At 71.1% G+C, this 21,423-nt stretch carries 18 protein-coding genes; 5 read left to right on the top strand and 13 right to left on the bottom strand.

Annotated elements, in window-relative coordinates:
• Positions 1–238: 238 nt before the first annotated feature.
• Both ACLJWH_RS07890 and ACLJWH_RS07885 read right to left on the bottom strand, forming a co-directional pair.
• Positions 239–625 carry a hypothetical protein gene (locus ACLJWH_RS07890; RefSeq protein WP_411140853.1) on the bottom strand — a complete coding sequence of 129 codons (387 nt, stop codon included), beginning with the start codon at positions 623–625 and terminating at the stop codon, positions 239–241.
• Positions 626–640: 15 nt separating this feature from the next.
• On the bottom strand, positions 641–1,591 hold the full coding sequence (locus ACLJWH_RS07885; protein ID WP_411140852.1) for a heme o synthase: 951 nt from the start codon (positions 1,589–1,591) through the stop codon (positions 641–643).
• A 429-nt stretch (positions 1,592–2,020) separates the two neighbouring features.
• On the opposite strand from ACLJWH_RS07885, the gene tkt reads away from it, so the two are divergent.
• Genes tkt through pgl form a run of 5 tightly spaced genes read left to right on the top strand, consistent with a single transcriptional unit; the run spans position 2,021 to position 8,630 of the window.
• Positions 2,021–4,123, top strand: a complete 2,103-nt coding sequence (tkt, locus tag ACLJWH_RS07880; protein WP_411140851.1) for a transketolase — start codon at positions 2,021–2,023, stop codon at positions 4,121–4,123.
• A 34-nt stretch (positions 4,124–4,157) separates the two neighbouring features.
• Positions 4,158–5,276: a transaldolase gene (gene tal / locus ACLJWH_RS07875; protein ID WP_411140850.1), complete on the top strand. Its 1,119-nt coding sequence runs from the start codon at positions 4,158–4,160 to the stop codon at positions 5,274–5,276.
• Positions 5,277–5,281: 5 nt separating this feature from the next.
• The gene (zwf, locus tag ACLJWH_RS07870) at positions 5,282–6,805 is read left to right on the top strand and encodes a glucose-6-phosphate dehydrogenase (protein ID WP_411140849.1); all 1,524 of its coding nucleotides are present in this window, start codon (positions 5,282–5,284) and stop codon (positions 6,803–6,805) included.
• Positions 6,802–7,851 (top strand): glucose-6-phosphate dehydrogenase assembly protein OpcA, encoded by a 1,050-nt coding sequence (gene opcA / locus ACLJWH_RS07865; RefSeq protein ID WP_411140848.1) that lies wholly within the window; start codon positions 6,802–6,804, stop codon positions 7,849–7,851. Before zwf ends, opcA begins: the two co-directional genes overlap by 4 nt.
• Positions 7,848–8,630, top strand: coding sequence for a 6-phosphogluconolactonase (pgl, locus tag ACLJWH_RS07860; RefSeq protein ID WP_411140847.1), 783 nt, complete (start codon positions 7,848–7,850; stop codon positions 8,628–8,630). The genes opcA and pgl overlap by 4 nt, the downstream gene beginning before the upstream one ends.
• A 91-nt stretch (positions 8,631–8,721) precedes the next feature.
• Here pgl and pgi read toward each other — a convergent pair whose 3' ends face one another.
• The 11 genes from pgi to uvrC form a co-directional block, all read right to left on the bottom strand.
• A complete protein-coding gene (gene pgi, locus ACLJWH_RS07855) occupies positions 8,722–10,374 on the bottom strand; it encodes a glucose-6-phosphate isomerase (protein ID WP_411140900.1) in 1,653 nt (550 codons plus the stop codon).
• Between the two features lie 55 nt (positions 10,375–10,429).
• Positions 10,430–11,689: an MFS transporter gene (locus ACLJWH_RS07850; protein WP_411140846.1), complete on the bottom strand. Its 1,260-nt coding sequence runs from the start codon at positions 11,687–11,689 to the stop codon at positions 10,430–10,432.
• Positions 11,690–11,917: 228 nt separating this feature from the next.
• A complete protein-coding gene (locus ACLJWH_RS07845; RefSeq protein WP_006606296.1) occupies positions 11,918–12,253 on the bottom strand; it encodes an RNA polymerase-binding protein RbpA in 336 nt (111 codons plus the stop codon).
• A 157-nt stretch (positions 12,254–12,410) separates the two neighbouring features.
• The gene (secG, locus tag ACLJWH_RS07840) at positions 12,411–12,647 is read right to left on the bottom strand and encodes a preprotein translocase subunit SecG (protein WP_345082886.1); all 237 of its coding nucleotides are present in this window, start codon (positions 12,645–12,647) and stop codon (positions 12,411–12,413) included.
• Between the two features lie 164 nt (positions 12,648–12,811).
• Positions 12,812–13,588 carry a triose-phosphate isomerase gene (gene tpiA, locus ACLJWH_RS07835; RefSeq protein WP_411140845.1) on the bottom strand — a complete coding sequence of 259 codons (777 nt, stop codon included), beginning with the start codon at positions 13,586–13,588 and terminating at the stop codon, positions 12,812–12,814.
• A gap of 6 nt (positions 13,589–13,594) precedes the next feature.
• Entirely contained in the window at positions 13,595–14,797 is a 1,203-nt protein-coding gene (locus ACLJWH_RS07830) for a phosphoglycerate kinase (RefSeq protein WP_411140844.1), read from the bottom strand.
• Positions 14,798–14,934: 137 nt separating this feature from the next.
• A complete protein-coding gene (gene gap, locus ACLJWH_RS07825) occupies positions 14,935–15,939 on the bottom strand; it encodes a type I glyceraldehyde-3-phosphate dehydrogenase (protein WP_411140843.1) in 1,005 nt (334 codons plus the stop codon).
• A gap of 218 nt (positions 15,940–16,157) precedes the next feature.
• Complete coding sequence (whiA, locus tag ACLJWH_RS07820; protein ID WP_052854677.1) at positions 16,158–17,147, bottom strand: DNA-binding protein WhiA; 990 nt, start codon at positions 17,145–17,147, stop codon at positions 16,158–16,160.
• Positions 17,138–18,199, bottom strand: a complete 1,062-nt coding sequence (locus ACLJWH_RS07815) for a gluconeogenesis factor YvcK family protein (protein ID WP_411140842.1) — start codon at positions 18,197–18,199, stop codon at positions 17,138–17,140. The genes whiA and ACLJWH_RS07815 overlap by 10 nt, the downstream gene beginning before the upstream one ends.
• Complete coding sequence (gene rapZ / locus ACLJWH_RS07810) at positions 18,196–19,086, bottom strand: RNase adapter RapZ (RefSeq protein ID WP_411140841.1); 891 nt, start codon at positions 19,084–19,086, stop codon at positions 18,196–18,198. Before rapZ ends, ACLJWH_RS07815 begins: the two co-directional genes overlap by 4 nt.
• Before the next feature lie 56 nt (positions 19,087–19,142).
• The gene (uvrC, locus tag ACLJWH_RS07805) at positions 19,143–21,218 is read right to left on the bottom strand and encodes an excinuclease ABC subunit UvrC (RefSeq protein WP_411140840.1); all 2,076 of its coding nucleotides are present in this window, start codon (positions 21,216–21,218) and stop codon (positions 19,143–19,145) included.
• Positions 21,219–21,423: the final 205 nt, after the last annotated feature.

Raw genomic sequence — 21,423 nt, 5'->3', positions numbered from 1 at the left:
TGACGGACGGCCCCTGCCCCCGGGCATCTCCCCGGGGGCAGGGGCCGTCGTCCGTCCGCCGGGAGACCCGCGCGGGCACCCGCGGCGGTCCACGGCGCCGCACCGCGACCGCACCGCGACCGCACCGGCCGGCCCCGGCCGGAAGCCCGCGCCTCCCGCAGACAGCCGAAAGCCCACCCGGCGCGGCACTCCGCGCCCGGTGGGCTCCGTGGTTCAGCGGACCGGTCCGGGACCGGCCTCAGGGGTTGGCCGGGCCGCCCAGCTGGAGGCCCGCCATCCGGGACCACTCATAGGGGCCGGTGCGGACCTTGGCGGCGAGGGGGCCGTCGAAGTCCTCCTGGAGGGTGATGCCGGCCTGTTCGGCGGCCTCCCTGGCGGTGGTGAAGGACTCCGCGACGAGGTTTCCCCACTCGCCGTTGGCGCCGACGAGAGCGATTCGGGTACGGCCGCGGCCGATGTGCGCGAGCTGGCCCTCGGCGCTGCCGCCGTGCGACCCGGCGAAGGCCCGGATCTCCTTGGCGAGCCTGGCCGTGCGCCGGGCGGCCCGCCGACGGGCCCGCACCTCGGCCACGGCGTCGTCCGCCGTCTGCTCGTCCGCCTGCTGGGTGTCTGCCATGGACAGCATGCTACCCGCCGGTAATCAGCGGAGGAAGGGGTCCACGGCGACGGCGACGAAGAGCAGCGACACATAGGTGATGGACCAGTGGAACAGCCGCATCTCCTTGAGCTTGGCGCCGGTGAGCCCGGCCTTGGCGCGGGCCTGGAGGCCGTGCGCCTCCTTGAGCCAGAAGGCGCCGCAGGCGACCGCGACGGCGGTGTAGAACCAGCCGGTGTAGCCGAGCGGCTGGAGCAGCAGCGAGACGGCGACCATCGCCCAGCTGTAGAGGACGATCTGGCGCGCGACGACCTTGTTGCCCGCGATGACCGGCAGCATCGGCACGCCGACCCGCGCGTAGTCCTCCTGGACCTTCATCGACAGCGGCCAGTAGTGCGGCGGCGTCCAGAAGAACATGACGAGGAAGAGGATCACCGCGGCCCAGGAGACCGAGTTCGTCACCGCGGACCAGCCGATGAAGACCGGCATACAGCCCGCGATACCGCCCCAGACGATGTTCTGCGCGGTGCGCCGCTTGAGGATCATCGTGTAGCCGACGACGTAGAAGAGCAGCGCGGCGAACGAGAGCACCGCGGAGAGCAGGTTGACGAAGACCCAGAACCAGGCCACCGAGACCACGGTGAGGACGGACGCGAAGACCAGGCCCTCACGCGGCGAGACCATGCCGGTGACCAGCGGGCGCTGGGCGGTGCGGTCCATCAGGGCGTCGATGTCGCGGTCGAGGTACATGTTGAAGGCGGCCGCGCCGCCGGCGGAGAGATAACCGCCGATGCAGGTCGCGAGCACCAGCCACAGATCGGGCACGCCCCCGGCCGCCAGGAACATCACCGGCACGGTGGTCATCAGCAGCAATTCGATGACCCGCGGCTTGGTGAGGATCACGAACGCCTTGACACGGGCCCCGAACGGCCGGTTGCCGGGACTCCCGGGGCCCTGAGAGAGCGCCCCCGCAGGACGGGATTCGACGGCCGTCACGCACACCCCTGGAAGTAACGTCTGCGGCATCCGCCGCGGAGATAAGGCCAGCAAGCACACCCGGCGATGGAGGCCGGTCAAGGCTTGCGCGTACCACGCCACTTTAGACGTTGGGGATATCGCGATCTTCGCGGGGGTGCGGTCGTGTTGGGCGCGGGCCGCGGCACCGGCGCCGCACCGCGCTCCCCGCGATCACCCGGTGTTCAGGAGGCGAATGCCGGCGCCGCCCGGCAGTCTGGTCGTACGACCGCCGCCTCCGGGAGGAATTCCGGAAGCAGTGGTTCCGTTGCCCGGAGCGACGTCCTTCCCGGGTGCCGCCACCGACCACGAGTCGAAAAGGCGCACGCACTTGCGGGGGTAGGCTCGACACCGCCTGGCGGACATACCGGTCCGCGGCATTCGACATGTGGAGAGGAGCCCTGACTCAGGGTGAGCACCAAGCCGACCACCACAGATTTCGAGTGGACCGAGCTGGACCAGCGGGCCGTTGACACCGTCCGCGTCCTGGCCATGGATTCCGTGCAGAAGGTCGGTAACGGCCATCCGGGTACGGCCATGAGCCTGGCGCCGGCCGCCTATCTTCTCTTCCAGAAGCTGATGCGGCACGACCCCGCCGACGCGAACTGGACCGGCCGCGACCGGTTCGTCCTCTCCGCCGGCCACTCCAGCCTGACCCTGTACATCCAGCTCTACCTCGCCGGCTACGGCCTGGAGCTGGACGACCTCGAAGCTTTCCGCACCTGGGGCTCGAAGACCCCCGGCCACCCCGAGTACGGCCACACCACCGGCGTGGAGACCACCACCGGCCCGCTGGGCCAGGGTGTCGCCAACGCCGTGGGCATGGCGATGGCCGCCCGCTACGAGCGCGGCCTCTTCGACCCGGAGGCGGCGCCGGGCACCTCGCCCTTCGACCACACCATCTACGCCATCGCCGGTGACGGCTGCCTCCAGGAGGGCATCTCCGCCGAGGCGTCCTCGCTCGCGGGCCACCAGAAGCTCGGCAACCTCGTACTGCTGTGGGACGACAACCACATCTCCATCGAGGGTGACACGCAGACCGCGGTCTCCGAGGACACGCTCAAGCGGTACGAGGCGTACGGCTGGCACGTCCAGCGGGTGGCGCAGCTGCCCAACGGCGACCTGGACCCGGTCGCGCTGGCCAAGGCCCTCCAGGCCGCCAAGGCGGAGACCGAGCGCCCGTCGTTCATCGCGGCCCGCTCGATCATCGCCTGGCCGGCCCCGCACGCCCAGAACACCGAGGCCGCGCACGGCTCGGCGCTGGGCGCGGAGGAGGTCGCCGCCACCAAGCGGGTCCTGGGCTTCGACCCGGAGCGGAGCTTCGAGGTCTCCGACGAGGTCATCGCGCACACCCGCGCCGCCCTCGACCGCGGCCGCGAGGCCAAGGCCAAGTGGGAGAAGGCGTTCGCCGCCTGGCGCACCGCCAACCCGCAGCGCGCCGCCGAGTTCGACCGGATCGCCGCGGGCGAGCTGCCCGAGGGCTGGCAGGACCAGCTCCCGGCGTTCGAGACCGGCAAGGCCGTGGCCACCCGTGCCGCGTCCGGCAAGGTCCTCCAGGCGCTCGGTGCGGTCATCCCCGAGCTGTGGGGCGGCTCCGCCGACCTCGCGGGCTCGAACAACACCACCATCGACAAGAACTCCTCGTTCCTGCCGAAGGGCAACCCGCTGCCCGGCGCCGACCCGTACGGCCGCACGATCCACTTCGGTATCCGCGAGCACTCCATGGCCGCGGAGATGAACGGCATCGCGCTGCACGGCAACACCCGCATCTACGGCGGCACCTTCCTGGTGTTCTCCGACTACATGCGCAACGCCGTCCGGCTGTCCGCGCTGATGCACCTGCCGGTGACGTACGTGTGGACGCACGACTCCATCGGGCTGGGCGAGGACGGCCCGACCCACCAGCCGGTCGAGCACCTGGCCTCGCTGCGCGCCATCCCGGGCCTGAACGTCGTGCGCCCGGCCGACGCCAACGAGACCGTCATCGCGTGGCGCGAGATCCTCAAGCGCTACACCAAGGAGTTCGGCAAGGGCGCCCCGCACGGCCTGGCGCTGACCCGCCAGGGCGTGCCGACGTACGAGGCGAACGAGGACGCGGCCAAGGGCGGCTACATCCTGTTCGAGGCCGAAGGCGCCGACGGGCAGCCCATCGCACCCCAGGTGGTGCTGATCGGCACCGGCTCCGAGGTGCAGCTCGCAGTCGAGGCGCGCGAGCAGCTCCAGGCCGAGGGCGTCCCGGCGCGGGTCGTCTCGATGCCGTCGGTCGAGTGGTTCGACGAGCAGGACCAGGACTACCGCGAGCGCGTGCTGCCGCCCGCCGTCAAGGCGCGGGTCGCCGTCGAGGCCGGTATCGGCCTGACCTGGCACCGCTTCGTCGGGGACGCCGGCCGCATCGTGTCCCTGGAGCACTTCGGCGCCTCCGCCGACGGCAAGGTCCTCTTCCGCGAGTTCGGCTTCACCGCCGACGCGGTGGCCGCCGCCGCCCGGGAATCCCTCGAAGCCGCCGCGCGCTGACGCCGGTATACGACAAGTAGGAGATGCAGAACCCATGACAGACGCACTCAAGCGCCTCTCCGACGAAGGCGTCGCGATCTGGCTGGACGACCTGTCGCGCAAGCGCATCACGTCCGGCAACCTCGCCGAGCTGATCGACCAGCAGCACGTCGTCGGCGTCACCACCAACCCGTCGATCTTCCAGAAGGCGATCTCCGCGGGCGACGGCTACCAGCAGCAGCTCGCCGACCTCGCCTCCCGCAAGGTCACCGTCGAGGAAGCCATCCGCATGATCACGACGGCGGACGTCCGGGACGCCGCCGACATCCTGCGGCCGGTCTTCGACGCCACGGACGGCCAGGACGGCCGGGTCTCCATCGAGGTCGACCCGCGCCTGGCCCACCACACCGTCCCGACGATCGCCGAGGCCAAGCAGCTCGCCTGGCTGGTGGACCGTCCCAACACCCTCATCAAGATCCCGGCGACCAAGGCCGGTCTGCCGGCGATCACCGAGGTCATCGGCAGGGGCATCAGCGTCAACGTCACGCTGATCTTCTCGCTGGAGCGCTACCGCGAGGTCATGGACGCCTACCTCGCGGGGCTGGAGAAGGCCCAGGCCGCCGGCCTCGACCTCGCCAAGATCCACTCGGTGGCCTCGTTCTTCGTCTCCCGGGTGGACAGCGAGATCGACAAGCGCCTGGACAAGCTGGGCACCGACGAGGCCAAGGCCCTCAAGGGCAAGGCCGCGCTGGCCAACGCCCGGCTGGCCTACCAGGCGTACGAGGAGGTCTTCTCCTCGGACCGCTGGGCCGCGCTCGACAAGGCGCACGGCAACAAGCAGCGTCCGCTGTGGGCCTCGACCGGTGTCAAGGACCCGGCCTACAAGGACACGCTGTACGTCGACGAACTGGTCGCCCCCGGCACCGTCAACACCATGCCGGAGGCCACCCTGGAGGCCACCGCCGACCACGGCCGGATCACGGGCGACACCGTGCGCGGCGGTTACGCGGCGGCGCAGGCCGACCTGGACGCGCTGGCCGCGCTCGGGATCTCGTACGACGACGTCGTGCGGCTCCTGGAGGACGAGGGCGTCGAGAAGTTCGAGGCGTCCTGGAACGACCTGCTCAAGTCCACTGAGGCGGAGCTCAAGCGCCTCGCTCCTTCGGAGGGCTGACCAACTTGTCCAGCAGCAATCCGCTGCGTGACGCCCAGGACCGGCGGCTCCCGCGTATCGCGGGGCCGTCCGGCCTGGTCATCTTTGGCGTCACGGGCGATTTGTCCCGTAAAAAGCTGATGCCTGCCGTATACGACCTCGCCAACCGCGGCCTGCTGCCGCCGGGCTTCTCGCTCATCGGGTTCGCCCGCCGCGAGTGGCAGGACGAGGACTTCGCGGAGGTGGTGCACGAGGCCGTCAAACAGCACGCCCGCACGCCCTTCCGCGAGGAGGTCTGGCAGCAGCTGGTCCAGGGCTGCCGCTTCGTGCAGGGCGACTTCGACGACGACGAAGCCTTCGAGACGCTCAAGGACACGATCCAGGAGCTGGACAAGGCGCAGGGCACCGGCGGCAACTTCGCCTTCTACCTGTCCGTGCCGCCGAAGTTCTTCCCCAAGGTCGTCCAGCAGCTCAAGAAGCACGGGCTGGCCGACCAGAAGGAGGACTCCTGGCGCCGCGCGGTCATCGAGAAGCCCTTCGGCCACGACCTGAAGAGCGCCCAGGAGCTCAACCGGATCGTCCACGAGGTCTTCCCGCCGCACGAGGTCTTCCGGATCGACCACTACCTCGGCAAGGAGACGGTCCAGAACATCCTGGCGCTGCGGTTCGCCAACACGATGTTCGAGCCGATCTGGAACCGGTCGTACGTCGACCACGTACAGATCACGATGGCCGAGGACATCGGCATCGGCGGCCGGGCCGGCTACTACGACGGCATCGGCGCCGCCCGCGACGTCATCCAGAACCACCTTCTCCAGCTGCTCGCGCTGACCGCGATGGAGGAGCCCTCCTCCTTCGACGCGGACGCGCTGGTCGCGGAGAAGACCAAGGTGCTGGGCGCCGTCCGGCTGCCGGAGAACCTCGGCAAGGAGACGGTGCGCGCCCAGTACGCGGCCGGCTGGCAGGGCGGCGAGGAGGCCGTCGGCTATCTCCAGGAAGACGGTATCGACCCCAAGTCGAAGACCGACACCTACGCCGCCATCAAGCTGAAGGTGGACAACCGCCGCTGGGCGGGCGTCCCCTTCTACCTGCGCACCGGCAAGCGGCTGGGCCGCCGGGTCACCGAGATCGCGGTGGTCTTCCAGCGCGCGCCGCACTCCCCCTTCGACCACACCGCCACCGAGGAGCTGGGGCAGAACGCCCTGGTCATCCGGGTACAGCCGGACGAGGGTGTGACCGTCCGGTTCGGCTCCAAGGTGCCGGGCACCTCGATGGAGGTGCGGGACGTGTCGATGGACTTCGCGTACGGCGAGTCCTTCACGGAGTCCAGCCCCGAGGCGTACGAGCGGCTCATCCTCGACGTCCTGCTCGGTGACGCCAACCTCTTCCCGCGGCTGGAAGAGGTCGAGCAGTCCTGGCGGATCCTCGACCCGATCGAGGAGTACTGGGACGCGCACGGCAAGCCCGCGCAGTACCCGGCGGGCACCTGGGGCCCCGTCGAGGCGGACGAAATGCTCGCACGAGACGGACGGAGCTGGCGTCGCCCATGAAGATCGATCTGACGGAAACCACGGCCAGCAAGATCAACAAGGCGCTGGTGGAAGGCCGTCGCGCCGTCGGCACCCCCGCCGTCGGCATGGTGCTCACCCTCGTCATCGTCACCGACGAGGAGAACGCCTACGACGCTCTGAAGGCGGCCAACAACGCCTCGCGCGAGCACCCCTCGCGCACCCTCGTCGTCATCAAGCGGGTCAGTCGGTCGCCGCGCGACCGCGCCAAGGCCCGCCTGGACGCCGAGGTACGGGTGGGCGCGGACGCCGGCACCGGCGAGACGGTCATACTCCGGCTGTACGGCGAGGCGATCAACCACGCCCAGTCCGTGGTGCTGCCGCTGCTGCTGCCGGACGCCCCGGTGGTGGTCTGGTGGGCGGTGAACTCCCCGCTGGACCCCGCGAAGGACCCGCTCGGCGCGCTCGCCCAGCGACGCGTCACCGACGCCTACACCGCCGAGCAGCCCATCGCGGAGCTGACCAAGCGCGCGGACACCTACACCCCCGGCGACACCGATCTGGCCTGGACCCGCACCACCCCGTGGCGCTCCATGCTCGCGGCGGCGCTGGACCAGATGCCGTGCACGGTCACCTCGGCCGAGGTCGAGGGCGAGGAGCTCAACCCCAGCGGCGAACTGCTCGCCATGTGGCTCGCCGGCCGGCTGAACGTCCCGGTCAAGCGCAGCCTGTCGGCCGGCCCGGGGCTGACGGCCGTCCGCATGGAGACCAGCGGCGGCCCGATCGTGCTGGACCGCCCGGACGGCGCGCTGGCCACGCTCTCCATGCGCGGCCAGCCGGACCGCGCGGTGGCGCTCAAGCGGCGGGAGACCGCCGAACTGCTCGCCGAGGAGCTGCGTCGGCTCGACCCGGACGACACCTACGCCGCGGCGCTGAAGTTCGGCGTGGACCGGCTCACCGGCCCGACCGGGGAACCGGCGGCGGCTGCGGCGGACGCGGCACCGGCTGAGTCCGCCGGCACCGAGGCGGCCCCGGCCAAGCCCGCGGCGGCGAAGAAGCCGGCCGCTAAGAAGGCAGCCGCCAAGTGAGCACTCCGCAGGTCGTCGTCCACCGCGACAAGGAGCTGATGGCGCGGGCCGCGGCGGCCCGGCTGATCACGAAGATCGTGGACGCCCAGGCCGCCCGCGGCACCGCCTCCGTGGTCCTGACCGGCGGGCGCAACGGCAACGGGCTGCTCGCGGCCCTCGCCGAGGCGCCCGCCCGGGACGCGGTGGACTGGTCCCGCCTCGACCTGTGGTGGGGCGACGAGCGGTTCGTGCCGGACGGCGACCCGGAGCGCAACTACACCCAGGCCCGCGAGGTGCTGCTGGACAGCGTCCCGCTGGACCCGGCCCGGGTGCACCCGATGGCAGCCTCGGGCGGCGCGTACGGCAACGACGCGGACGCCGCGGCGGAGGCGTACGCGGCCGAACTGGCCGCCGCGGCGGGCCCCGAGGACCACGGCCCGGTGCCGTCCTTCGACGTCCTGCTGCTGGGCGTCGGCCCGGACACCCATGTGGCCTCGCTCTTCCCCGAGCTGCCCGCGGTGCGCGAGAAGGAGCGGACGGTGGTCGGCGTGCGCGGCGCGCCCAAGCCGCCGCCCACCCGCCTCTCCCTGACCCTGCCCGCGATCCGCGCGGCGCGCGAGGTCTGGCTGCTGGCGGCCGGTGCGGACAAGGCGGGGGCCGCGGCCCTCGCGCTCTCCGGGGCCGGGGAGGTCCAGACCCCGGCGGCCGGCGCCCGCGGCCGCAGCCGGACGCTCTGGCTGCTGGACGAGGCGGCGGCGGCCCAACTGCCGCGCGGCCTCTACCCGCCCGCCTCGGCGTAGCCGGCACGGACAACGTCTGCGGCCCCGTCCTCCTCCGGGAGGGCGGGGCCGCAGACGTTGTCACGGGCGGGCGGCGCCGTGGCGCCTTCGGTCAACGGCCGCGCAGCTCACGGTACTTGGTGACCAGATTGGCCGTGGAGGCGTCCAGGCCCGGCACCTCGGCGCCGTCCGTCAGTGCGGGCTCCACGCGCTTGGCGAGGACCTTGCCCAGCTCCACGCCCCACTGGTCGAAGGAGTCGATGTTCCATACGGCGCCCTGGACGAAGACCTTGTGCTCGTAGAGCGCGATCAGCTGGCCCAGTACGGACGGGCTGAGCTCCTTGGCCAGGATCGTGGTGGTGGGGCGGTTGCCCTTGAAGGTCTTGTGCGGCACCAGGTCCTCGGCCACGCCCTCGGCGCGCACCTCGTCCGGCGTCTTGCCGAAGGCGAGCGCCTGGCCCTGTGCGAAGAGGTTGGCCATCAGCAGGTCGTGCTGGGCGACCAGACCGGGCCGGAGGTCGTCGACCGGCCGGGCGAAGCCGATGAGGTCGGCCGGGATCATCTTCGTGCCCTGGTGGAGCAGCTGGTAGTAGGCGTGCTGGCCGTTGGTGCCCGGAGTGCCCCAGACGACCGGGCCGGTCTGCCAGTGCACCGGCCGGCCGTCGCGGTCCACGGACTTGCCGTTGGACTCCATGTCCAGCTGCTGGAGATAGGCGGTGAACTTGGCGAGGTAGTGGCTGTAGGGCAGAACCGCGTGCGACTGCGCGTCCCAGAAGTTGCCGTACCAGATGCCCAGCAGGCCCAGCAGCAGCGGGGCGTTCTCCTCCGGCGGGGCGCAGCGGAAGTGCTCGTCCACGAGGTGGAAGCCGGCCAGCATCTCGCGGAACCGCTCCTGGCCGATCGCGATCATCAGCGACAGGCCGATCGCGGAGTCGTACGAATAGCGGCCGCCGACCCAGTCCCAGAACTCGAACATGTTGGTCGTGTCGATGCCGAACTCCGACACCTTCTCGGCGTTGGTCGACAGGGCCACGAAGTGCTTGGCCACCGCCTCGTCACCGGCGCCCAGACCGGTCAGCAGCCAGTCGCGGGCCGAAGTGGCGTTGGTGATCGTCTCGATGGTGGTGAAGGTCTTCGAGGCGATGATGAAGAGCGTCTCCGCCGGGTCGAGGTCGCGCAGCGCCTCGTGCAGGTCGGCGCCGTCCACGTTGGAGACGAAGCGGAACTGCATGTCCCGCTGGGTGTAGGCGCGCAGCGCCTCGTACGCCATCGCCGGGCCCAGGTCGGAGCCGCCGATGCCGATGTTGACGACGGTCTTGATGCGCTTGCCGGTGTGGCCCCGCCAGTCGCCGGAGCGGACCCGTTCGGCGAAGGTGCCCATCTTCGTCAGTACCGCGTGCACCGCGGGGACGACGTTCTCGCCGCCGGTGGTGATGACGGCCGAGCCGGGCGCGCGCAGCGCGGTGTGCAGTACGGCGCGCTGCTCGGTGGTGTTGATCTTCTCACCGCGGAACATCGCGTCCCGCAGACCGGCCACCCCGGCCGCCGCGGCCAGCTCGCGCAGCAGCAGCAGCGTCTCGTCGGTGACCAGGTGCTTGGAGTAGTCCAGGTGGAGATCGCCGACCTGGAGGGTGTAGCGCCCGGCGCGCTCGGGATCCTGGGCGAACAGGTCGCGCAGCTGCACCTCCCCCAGCTGCTCCCGGTGCTTGCCCAGCGCGGTCCACTCAGGCATCTGGTCGAGCCTGCTGCGGCCTTCTGCGTTCATCTCGGACATCAGCCTTCTCATCTCGTACCGGCCCCGCCGTCCCCAACCTAATTGATCAGGGCACGGTATGAGATGTCCGACTGCCGTCGAACGCGGTGCGGACGGGTATCAGGGCGAGCGTGCCACCGCCCAGCAGGGCGCCGGCCAGCAGCGCCGGGGGGTTGGCGCCCCACGCCGCGGCCGCCACACCCCCCAGCAGCGCCCCCAGCGGGACTCCGGCCGTGGAGACCGTACGGAACGCGGCGCTGATCCGGCCGAGCAGCTCGGCGGGGCTGCGCTGCTGCACGACGGTGGTCTCCAGGACGTTCCACACCATCCCGGCGAAGCCGAACAGGCCCAGCAGCACGGCCGCCGCCACCAGTGAGCGCACCATCCCGAAGAGCATCAGCGCGGCGGCCTGCGACAGGCCCGCGCCGAGCAGGGTACGGACCGGTCCGCCGAGGGCGGCCACCACCCGGCCGGCCAGCAGCCCGCCCAGCACCATGCCGATGCCGTATCCGGTCGTCACGAGGACATAGCCGGTGTCCCCGGCACCCAGCCGGCCCTTGACCAGCACCACGAGCGTGCCGATCAGTGCGCCGACGCCGACATTGCCCAGCGCGACGGCCGCGCAGCACGCGCGCAGCACCCGGTCGCGCCACAACGCCCGTATGCCGTCGCCTATTTCGTGCCGGACGGTGCGCCCCGGCGCGGCCGGCGGCCCGGGTGGCGCGGTGATCCGCAGCGAGGCGACGAGGGCGGCCGCCAGCAGGTACGTCGCCGCGTCGGCGAGGAAGGGCACCGCGGCGCCCAGCGCGAGGAGCGCCGGCGCCACCGGGCCCCCGACGAACCGCCCCAGCACCTCCTGGCCGGTCATCAGCCGGGCGTTGGCGGTGGCCAGCGCCCCGGTGGGCACCACCGACGGCAGCAGGACCGTGGCGGCGTTGTCGAAGAGCGTCTGGAGGGTGGTGAGGGCGAAGGCCAGCGCGATCAGCAGCCCGATGCCCGCCTGGCCGAGCGCCACCGCCACCGCGAAACCGGCCATCAGCAGACCGCGCAGCACATCCACGCCCCACATCGCCCGCCGCGGATCCACCCGGTCGGCGACCGCGCCGCCCAGCAGCCCGAAGAGCAGCCAGGGCAGGAAACCGCAGGCGGTGACGAGCGAGATCAGCAGCGGCGAGTCGGTGAGGGCGTAGGCGAGCAGCGGCAGTGCGGTACCGCGCAGCGCGTCACCGAAGCGGGACACGGCGGCCGCGCTCCACAGCCGCCCGAAGCCGCCCCGCCAGGCGAGCGCGCCGGCGTCCGGCGCACTCCCCGTCCCGATGCCCGCCATACCGCCTCCGCCCGTGATCGTCCGCGTACGAAAACGGTAGGGGCGACCACTGACAACGGGCCTCGGGCACCTTCCCCATCCGCTGCCTCAGATGCCGGGGGCGCCCCGGACAGCGTGCCCGGTACGGCGCTTGGGGCGGTCCGGGGCGGCCGCGCCACCACGCGGAACGGCCCGGCCGGAGGGGGTGACTCCCCTCCGGCCGGGCCGTTCGTCAGGTCCGCCGATCCGTCAGATCTCACCGCGGAGCTTCGCGAGCGCCTCCGCGAGAATCGCCTCGCCGTCGGCGTCGCTGCGGCGCTCCCGGACGTACGCGAGGTGGGTCTTGTACGGCTCGGTGCGCGGCGGGTCCGGCGGGCTGTCCCGGTCCTTGCCGGCCGGGAAACCACAGCGCGGGCAGTCCCAGGTGTCCGGAACCTGCGCGTCGCCGGCGAAGCTGGGCTGCGTCTCGTGCCCGTTGGAGCACCAGAAGGAGATGCGGGTGCGCGGCGCGGACTCGCCGCGCTCGGCCTCCCCCATCGGCCCCGCCCCGACCCGACTTCCTCGGATCGCGTTGCCACTTGCCACGGTCGTAACTCCCTGCGTAATGGTGCTGCAAAGCATCTAACAGCAGCTGCGTTGCGGGCGCTCCAGTCTACGTAAGGCCCAACGCGCGTCCAGAGACAGGAGTTACCCCCCGGCCGAGGACGCCGCCCTCATGATAAGCCGCGTCCCCGACGGCATGTCAGCTGCCGAGCTTCATCAGGACGCCGAGGACGACGATGCACGCGAACCACAGGAGACCGACCACGATGGTGATGCGGTCGAGGTTCCGCTCGGCGACCGAGGAGCCGCCGACCGAGGATTGCATGCCGCCACCGAACATGTCGGACAGGCCGCCGCCCTTCCCCTTGTGCATGAGCACCAGCATCATCAGCAGCAGGCTGAAGACGATGAGGGCGATCGAGAACCCGATGACCACGGCTTGACCAACTCTCTAGGACTGACGGACGGAACTGTTGTGCCGACGCCTACCGGGCGCCCGGGGCGACGGCACGGCACCGAAAGGGTGCGGGGCCGGGCGGCGACTGCACGCCGGACCCGGCCCCGACAGGGTACGACGGGCCGGGCCCGTCGTCATAGCTGCTACTGGTCGCGGAAGCGGACGATCTTGACGAACTCCTCCGCGTCCAGCGCCGCGCCGCCGATGAGCGCGCCGTCGACATCCGGCTGCGCCATGATCGCGGCGACATTGCCGGACTTGACCGAGCCGCCGTACTGGATGCGGACCTTGTCGGCCAGCTCCTGGCTGTAGAGCTCGGCGAGGCGGCCGCGGATCGCCCCGCAGACCTCCTGCGCGTCCTCGGGTGTGGCGACCTCGCCGGTGCCGATGGCCCAGACCGGCTCGTAGGCGATCACGATGGACTCGGCCTGCTCGGCCGGGACGCCGTCCAGGGCGCCGTCGACCTGCGCGAGGGTGTGCGTGACCTGGTTGCCGGCCTTGCGGACGTCCAGGCCCTCGCCGACGCAGAGGATCGGGGTGAGGCCGTGCTGGTAGGCGGCCTTGACCTTGGCGTTGCAGATCTCTTCGTTCTCGCCGTGGTACTGGCGGCGCTCACTGTGGCCGACGGCCACGTAGGTGCACTTGAGCTTGGCGAGCATCGGGCCGGAGATCTCACCGGTGTAGGCACCGGACTCGTGTGCCGAGATGTCCTGGGCGCCGTACTTGATCTTGAGCTTGTCGCCGTCGACCAGCGTCTGCACCGAGCGCAGGTCGGTGAAGGGCGGCAGGACCGCGACCTCTACGGCCTCGAAGTCCTTGTCGGCGAGCGCGAAGGCGAGCTTCTGGACGTGGGCGATGGCCTCAAGGTGGTTGAGGTTCATCTTCCAGTTGCCCGCCATCAGCGGGGTGCGGGATGTCACGGTTCTTCAGTCCTCCAGAGCGGCGAGGCCGGGGAGCGTCTTGCCTTCGAGGTATTCGAGGCTGGCGCCGCCACCGGTCGAAATGTGGCCGAAAGCATTCTCGTCGAAGCCGAGCGCGCGCACGGCCGCGGCTGAGTCACCGCCGCCGACGACGGTGAATCCGGGGCTGTCGAGCAGCGCCTGCGCGACGGCTGCGGTGCCGCCCGCGTAGTCGGGGTGCTCGGCGACACCGACCGGACCGTTCCAGAACACCGTCCCGGCGTCCGCGATCTTCGACGCGAACAGCTCACGGGTCTTCGGGCCGATGTCCAGCCCCTCCATGTCGGCGGGGATCTTGTCGGCATCGACGGTGACGAAGTCGGCGGGGGCCTTGGTCTTCAGGTCCGGGAAGTCCCGCGCGGCCAGGATGTCCACGGGGAGGACCAGCTCGACGCCGCTCTTCTCCGCGCGCTCCAGGTACTCGGTGACGGCCGGGATCTGGTCCTTCTGCAACAGCGAGATACCGACCTCGTAGCCCTTGGCCTTGAGGAAGGTGTACGCCATGCCGCCGCCGATCAGCAGCCGGTCGGCCTTGCCGAGCAGCTCGTCGATGACAGCGAGCTTGTCGGAGACCTTGGCGCCGCCGAGGATGACGACGTAGGGGCGCTTGACGTCCTCGGTGAGCCGCTTCAGCACGCCGACCTCGGTGGCGATCAGGTCGCCGGCGGCGTGTGGAAGGCGCGCCGGGAGATCGTAGACGGAGGCGTGCTTGCGGTGCACGGCGCCGAAGCCGTCGCCCACGTACAGGTCCGCGAGCTCGGCGAGCCGGTCGGCGAAGGCGCCGCGCTCCGCGTCGTCCTTGCTGGTCTCGCCGGCGTTGAAGCGGAGGTTCTCCACGACGGCCACCTGGCCGTCGCGCAGGTCCGCGACCACGGAGCGGGCGGAGTCGCCGACCGTGTCGGTCGCGAAGGCCACGTCCTGGCCGAGGATCTCGCCCAGCCGCGCGGCGGCGGGGGCGAGCGAGAAGGCCGGGTCCGGGGCGCCCTTGGGACGGCCCAGGTGAGAGGCGACCACCACCTTGGCGCCGCGCGCGGCGAGCTTGGCGATCGTCGGCGCGACGGCGCGGATCCGGCCGTCGTCGGTGATGGTCGTACCGTCCAGCGGCACGTTCAGGTCGGCGCGGACGAAGACCCGCTTGCCCGCTACCTGGAGGTCATCGATCGTCTTCATGAGAAGTGACTCCGTTGCGTAGGTCGGTCATGGGACGGGGCTCGTACGACGCTTGCGCGCGCCGTACGAGCCCCGTCCTCATTTCGCTGTGCCCTGCCCTGCGGCAAAGGGGGTGTCCCCAGCGCCTGCGGGCGAGATCAGAGCTGGCCGCCGACGTAGGTGGTCAGGTCCACCAGGCGGTTGGAGTAGCCCCACTCGTTGTCGTACCAGCCGATGACCTTGACGCTCTTGCCCTGCGCCATGGTGAGGGAGGAGTCGAAGGTGCAGGAGGCCGGCCAGTTGACGATGTCCGAGGAGACGATCGGGTCCTCGGTGTACTCCAGGATGCCCTTGAGCTCGCCCTCGGCGGCCTTCTGGAAGGCGGCGTTGACCTCGTCCTTGGTGACCTCGCGCGACAGCTCGATGACCAGGTCGGTGACCGAACCGGTGGGGACCGGGACGCGCATGGCGATGCCGTCCAGCTTGCCCTTGAGCTGCGGGAGGACCAGCGCGGTGGCCTTGGCGGCACCGGTCGTGGTCGGGATGATGTTCTCCGCGGCGGCGCGCGCGCGGCGCAGGTCGCTGTGCGGGAAGTCCAGGATGCGCTGGTCGTTGGTGTACGCGTGCACCGTGGTCATCAGGCCCTTGACGATGCCGAAGTTCTCGTCGAGAACCTTGGCCATCGGCGCCACACAGTTGGTGGTACAGGAGGCGTTGGAGATGACGTCGTGCTTGGCCGCGTCGTACTTGTCCTGGTTGACGCCCATCACGATCGTGATGTCCTCGTCCTTGGCGGGCGCGGAGATCAGGACCTTCTTGGCGCCGGCCGCGAGGTGCTTGGCGGCGTCGGCGCGCTTGGTGAAGATGCCGGTGGACTCGATGACGATGTCGGCGCCGAGCTCGCCCCAGGGGAGGTTCGCCGGGTCGCGCTCGGCCATCGTCTTGAAGGTCTGGCCACCGACCGTGATGGTGTCGTCGGTGTGGCTGACGTCCTGCTTGAGACGGCCCAGGATGGTGTCGTACTTCAGCAGGTGGACCAGGGTGGCGTTGTCGGTCAGGTCGTTGACACCGACGATCTCGATGTCCGCGCCCTGCTCCAGGAGCGCGCGGAAGTAGTTACGACCAATGCGGCCGAATCCGTTGATGCCTACGCGGATCGTCACGAACCGATCTCCTCGTTGGTACGCCGGTTCAGATACCGGCGAGCTGTATGGGATGTCCCCGACCGCCTCCGACCCTACCTCCAATACGAGACGTACGTGACATTGACAGCGGCCGCTCGCGCCCCCTCACCGCGCGCCCGCACCCCATGACGCACCGCGCCCCCGGAATCACCTGGGAGACCGGGGGCGAGCGGGGTGGGCGAGGTGTCCGGGCGCGGTCAGCCGACCAGGCCGTCGGCCAGTTCCTCGGAGAGATTGGACTCGGTGCCGGGGATACCGAGGTCCTGGGCGCGCTTGTCGGCCATCGCCAGCAGCCGGCGGATCCGGCCGGCCACCGCGTCCTTGGTCAGCGGCGGGTCGGCGAGGGCGCCCAGCTCTTCCAGGGACGCCTGTTTGTGTTCCATGCGCAGCCGGCCGGCCGCCGCGAGGTGCTCGGGGACCTCCTCGCCGAGGATCTCCAGCGCCCGCTGGACCCGGGCGCCGGCGGCGACCGCGGCGCGCGCCGAGCGGCGGAGGTTGGCGTCGTCGAAGTTGGCGAGGCGGTTGGCGGTGGCGCGGACCTCGCGGCGCATCCGCCGCTCCTCCCACGCGAGCACCGACTCGTGGGCGCCGAGCCGGGTCAGCAGCGCGCCGATCGCGTCACCGTCCCGGACGACGACGCGGTCCACGCCGCGCACCTCGCGGGCCTTGGCGCCGATGCCGAGCCGGCGGGCCGCGCCGACCAGCGCGAGGGCCGCCTCGGGCCCCGGGCAGGTGACCTCCAGGGAGGAGGAACGGCCTGGCTCGGTGAGCGAGCCGTGCGCCAGGAAGGCCCCGCGCCAGGCCGCCTCGGCATCGCAGGTCGCCCCGGAGACCACCTGTGGTGGGAGGCCCCGGATGGGGCGGCCGCGGCCGTCCACCAGACCGGTCTGCCGGGCGAGCTGGTCGCCGCCGGCCACCACCCGTACGACATAGCGGCTGCCGCGCCGCAGGCCGCCGGGGGCCATCACCACCAGGTCGGAGGAGTGCCCGAAGATCTCCAGGATGTCCTTGCGCAGCCGCCGGGCCGCGATCCCCGTGTCCAGCTCCGCCTCGATCACAATGCGTCCGCTGACCAGGTGCAGACCACCCGCGAACCGCAGGATCGACGAGACCTCCGACTTCCGGCAGCAGGTCCGGGTGACGGGGAGCCGGGAGATCTCGTCCTTCACCGCAGGCGTCATCGCCATGGGCCGATCCTTCCATGCATCCGAAAAATACGGTCGTACGCGGCTGCCAGCAGCTCCGGGTCGTGCCGGTCGGGGGCTCCCCCGGCCGTCGGCCTGGAGTCGTCTCCCCGCGCGGCGACCGCCGCCAGCTCGACCTCGCTGCCGACGAGATGCTTGGCGGCAACCGTCAGACCTTCGGTGTCGGGCACGGCGTCCTTGTCGGCCAGCACCACGTCGAAGGCGAGTTTAGGGGCGTGTCGGGCCAAAACCTCCAAATGACGCTGCGGTGAGAAGCCATCGGTTTCGCCGGGCTGGGGCGCGAGGTTGAGCGAGAGGACCTTACGGGCCTTGGTCTCCTCCAGGGCCACGCGGAGTTCGGGCACCAGCAGATGCGGGATGACGGAGGAGAACCAGGAGCCGGGGCCCAGTACTACCCAGTCGGCGTCGCGGACCGCGGTGACCACCTCGGGGACGGCCGGGGGGTCCTCGGGGACGACATGGACGGACTGCACCTCACCGCGGGTGAGCGCGACGGTCGCCTGGCCACGGACCGTGACGATCTCGTCCGGGTGACCCTCGTGGTGTCCCTTGACCTGGGCCTGGAGCTCCAGGGGCACCGCCGACATGGGCAGCACCCGGCCGTGCGCGCCGAGCAGTTTGCCGACCAGGTCGAGGGCCTGGACGTGGTCGCCGAGCTGCTCCCACAGGGCGACGATCAGCAGATTGCCGACGGCGTGGTTGTGCAGCTCGCCCTCGCTCTGGAACCGGTGCTGGATGACCCGGGCCCAGGTCTGGCCCCAGTCGTCGTCGCCGCACAGGGCGGCCAGCGCCTTGCGCAGATCGCCGGGCGGCAGGACGCCCAGTTCGTCGCGGAGCCGGCCGCTGGAGCCGCCGTCGTCGGCGACGGTGACCACGGCGGTCAGATCGCCGGTGATCCGGCGGAGCGCGGCGAGCGAGGCGGACAGGCCCATGCCGCCGCCGAGCGCCACCACCTTGGGTGTGGCGCCCTTGGCCGTGCGGCCGCTCGGTACGAGCCTGCGGACCCGGCGCAGTCGCAGCGCGCGCCCGGTCACTCGCGCCCCATGTCCCGGTGGACGATGACGGTCTCCACACCTTCGGAGACCAGCCTGCGGGCCAGCTTCTCGGACATCGCGACGCTGCGGTGCTTACCGCCCGTACAGCCGACCGCGATGGTCACATAGCGCTTGCCCTCGCGGCGGTAGCCCTCGGCGACGAGACGGAGCAGCTCGGCGTAGCCGTCGAGGAACTCCTTGGAGCCGGGCTGGTTGAAGACGTAGTCGGAGACCTCTTCGTTGAGGCCGGTGAAGGGGCGCAGCTCCGGGACCCAGTGCGGGTTGGGGATGAAGCGGCAGTCGATGACCATGTCGGCGTCGACCGGGAGGCCGTATTTGAAGCCGAAGGACATGACCGTGGCGCGCAGCTCGGGGACCTCCTCCCCGGCGAACTGGGCGTCCATCTTGGCGCGCAGCTCGTGGACGTTGAGGCTGGAGGTGTCGATGACGAGGTCGGCGTCGCCGCGCAGCTCGCGCAGCAGATCGCGCTCGGCGGCGATGCCGTCGACGATCCGGCCGTCGCCCTGGAGGGGGTGCGGGCGGCGCACCGACTCGAAGCGGCGCACCAGTGCCTCGTCGGAGGACTCCAGGAAGACGATGCGGCGCTTGACGTTCTGTGCGTCGAGGGTGGCGAGCGACGTCTTGAGGTTGTCGAAGAAGCGGCGGCCGCGGACGTCGACGACGACGGCGATCCGCGCGACATTGCCCTGCGAACGGGCGCCCAGCTCGACCATCGGCGGGATCAGCTCGGGCGGGATGTTGTCGACGACGAACCAGCCGAGGTCCTCCAGGCACTTCGCGGCCGTGCTCCGGCCGGCGCCCGACATACCGGAGATGATCACCAGCTCGGGGATCGCGGCGCTCTCGCCCTGATCGGACTCACGCATCGTGCCCGTACTCACCTGTGCACCGTCTCTCTCGGTTTCCTGCGTTTCGTGCGTGTTCATCTGTCCTGCCCCCGTTCTGCTGACAACGCGGCCGGTGGGGCCTCGTCATCCTCAATGATCTCTCCTGTGGCGGTGTTCACCGCGGGACCGGCCGGTGCCGCCGCGGCCAGCGCCGCCGCGACCGTCTCCGCGGTCTTGCGGCCGACGCCCGGGACCTCGCAGATCTCGTCGATCGTCGCGGCCCGCAGCCTCTTCAGCGAACCGAAGTGTTTGAGCAGTGCCTGGCGGCGACTGTCGCCGAGACCGGTGACGGCGTCGAGGGGCGACGCCTTCAGCCGCTTGGCGCGTTTGGTGCGCTGGTAGGTGATGGCGAAGCGGTGCGCTTCGTCGCGGACGCGCTGGAGGAGGTAGAGGCCCTCGCTGCTGCGCGGCAGCACGACCGGGTCGTCGTCCTCGGGCAGCCAGACCTCTTCGAGCCGCTTGGCCAGACCGCAGACGGCGACGTCGTCGATGCCGAGCTCGTCCAGGGCCCGGCGGGCGGCGGCGACCTGGGGGGCGCCGCCGTCGACGACGACGAGCTGCGGCGGGTAGGCGAAGCGCTTGGGGCGGCCCTCCTCGTCCACGGGGCGGCCGGCCATGGGGTCCGGCTCCAGATCCGCGGCGGTGTCCGGCGGGCCGCCCGCGTCCGGGGCGGCGCCGGCGGGCGGCTCCTCGGTCCACTCACCGGACTTCTGCTTCTCCTGGAGGTAGCGCTTGAAGCGGCGGCCGATGACCTCGTGCATGGACCGGACGTCGTCCTGGCCCGCGAAGCTCTTGATCTGGAAGCGGCGGTACTCGCTCTTGCGGGCGAGGCCGTCCTCGAAGACCACCATCGAGGCGACGACGTCGTCGCCCTGGAGATGGGAGATGTCGAAGCACTCGATGCGCAGCGGGACCGAGTCCAGGCCGAGGGCCTGGGCGATCTCCTCCAGGGCGCGGGAGCGGGTGGTCAGGTCGGAGGCGCGCTTGGTCTTGTGCAGGGCCAGCGCCTGCTGGGCGTTGCGCTGGACCGTGGCCATCAGGTCCTTCTTGTCGCCGCGCTGCGGGATGCGCAGCGAGACCTGGGAGCCGCGGCGGGCGGAGAGCCACTGCTGGATCGGCTCGACGTGCTCGGGGAGCGCCGGGACCAGGACTTCCTTGGGGACGGCGTCGCCCTTCTCCTCGCCGTAGAGCTGCTGGAGGGCGTGTTCGACGAGGCCGGCGGTGCTGACGGCCTCCACCTTGTCGGTGACCCAGCCGCGCTGGCCGCGGACCCGGCCGCCGCGGACGTGGAAGATCTGGACGGCGGCTTCGAGTTCGTCCTCGGCGAGCGCGATCAGGTCGGCGTCGGTGGCGTCGGCGAGCACCACGGCGCTCTTCTCCATCGCCCGCTTGAGCGCCACTATGTCGTCGCGCAGCCGGGCGGCGCGCTCGTACTCCATCTCCTCGGCGGCCTCCTGCATCCGGCGCTCCAGGCGGCGGAGGTAGGCGCCGGTGCGGCCGGCCATGAAGTCGCAGAACTCCTCGGCGAGTTCGCGGTGTTCCTGGGCGGAGATCCGCTCGACGCAGGGTGCCGAGCACTTGCCGATGTAGCCGAGCAGGCAGGGGCGGCCGATCTGGGCGGAGCGTTTGAAGACACCGGCGGAGCAGGTGCGCACCGGGAAGACGCGCAGCATCAGGTCGACGGTCTCCCGGATGGCCCAGGCGTGGCCGTACGGGCCGAAGTAGCGCACGCCCTTCTTCTTGGCGCCGCGCATGACCTGGACGCGGGGGAACTCTTCGTTGAGGGTCACCGCGAGATAGGGATAGCTCTTGTCGTCGCGGTACTTGACGTTGAATCGGGGGTCGAACTCCTTGATCCAGCTGTATTCGAGCTGGAGCGCCTCGACCTCGGTGGAGACGACGGTCCATTCCACGGAGGCGGCGGTGGTGACCATCGTGCGGGTGCGCGGGTGGAGGCCGGCCAGGTCCTGGAAGTAGCTGGCCAGGCGCTGGCGCAGGCTCTTGGCCTTGCCGACGTAGATGACCCGGCCGTGCTCGTCGCGGAATTTATAGACCCCCGGCGAGTCGGGGATCTGTCCCGGCTTGGGTCGGTAGCTGCTGGGGTCTGCCATGCCCACCACCCTACTGACCGCCGCTGACAATCACTGTGCCCGCACCGCTCCGGGCGGCGGGCGGGGCCCGGCCGGGTGGCGCACGGCGCGCCGGGGCCGGACCGACGGCGCGGCCCCGGCGCGCGGCGGCGCACCGGGGCTGGATCGCAGGGGCCGCGGCCCGGCGTCATGGCCGGGCCGGGGCCCCTGCGGGTTCATCGGGCGC

It is taken from the genome of Streptomyces sp. x-80, from assembly GCF_046549095.1.
GTDB lineage: Bacteria > Actinomycetota > Actinomycetes > Streptomycetales > Streptomycetaceae > Streptomyces > Streptomyces celluloflavus.
The sequence above is the reverse complement of the archived record's forward strand: the minus strand, read 5'-3'. Positions and strand labels throughout refer to the sequence as shown.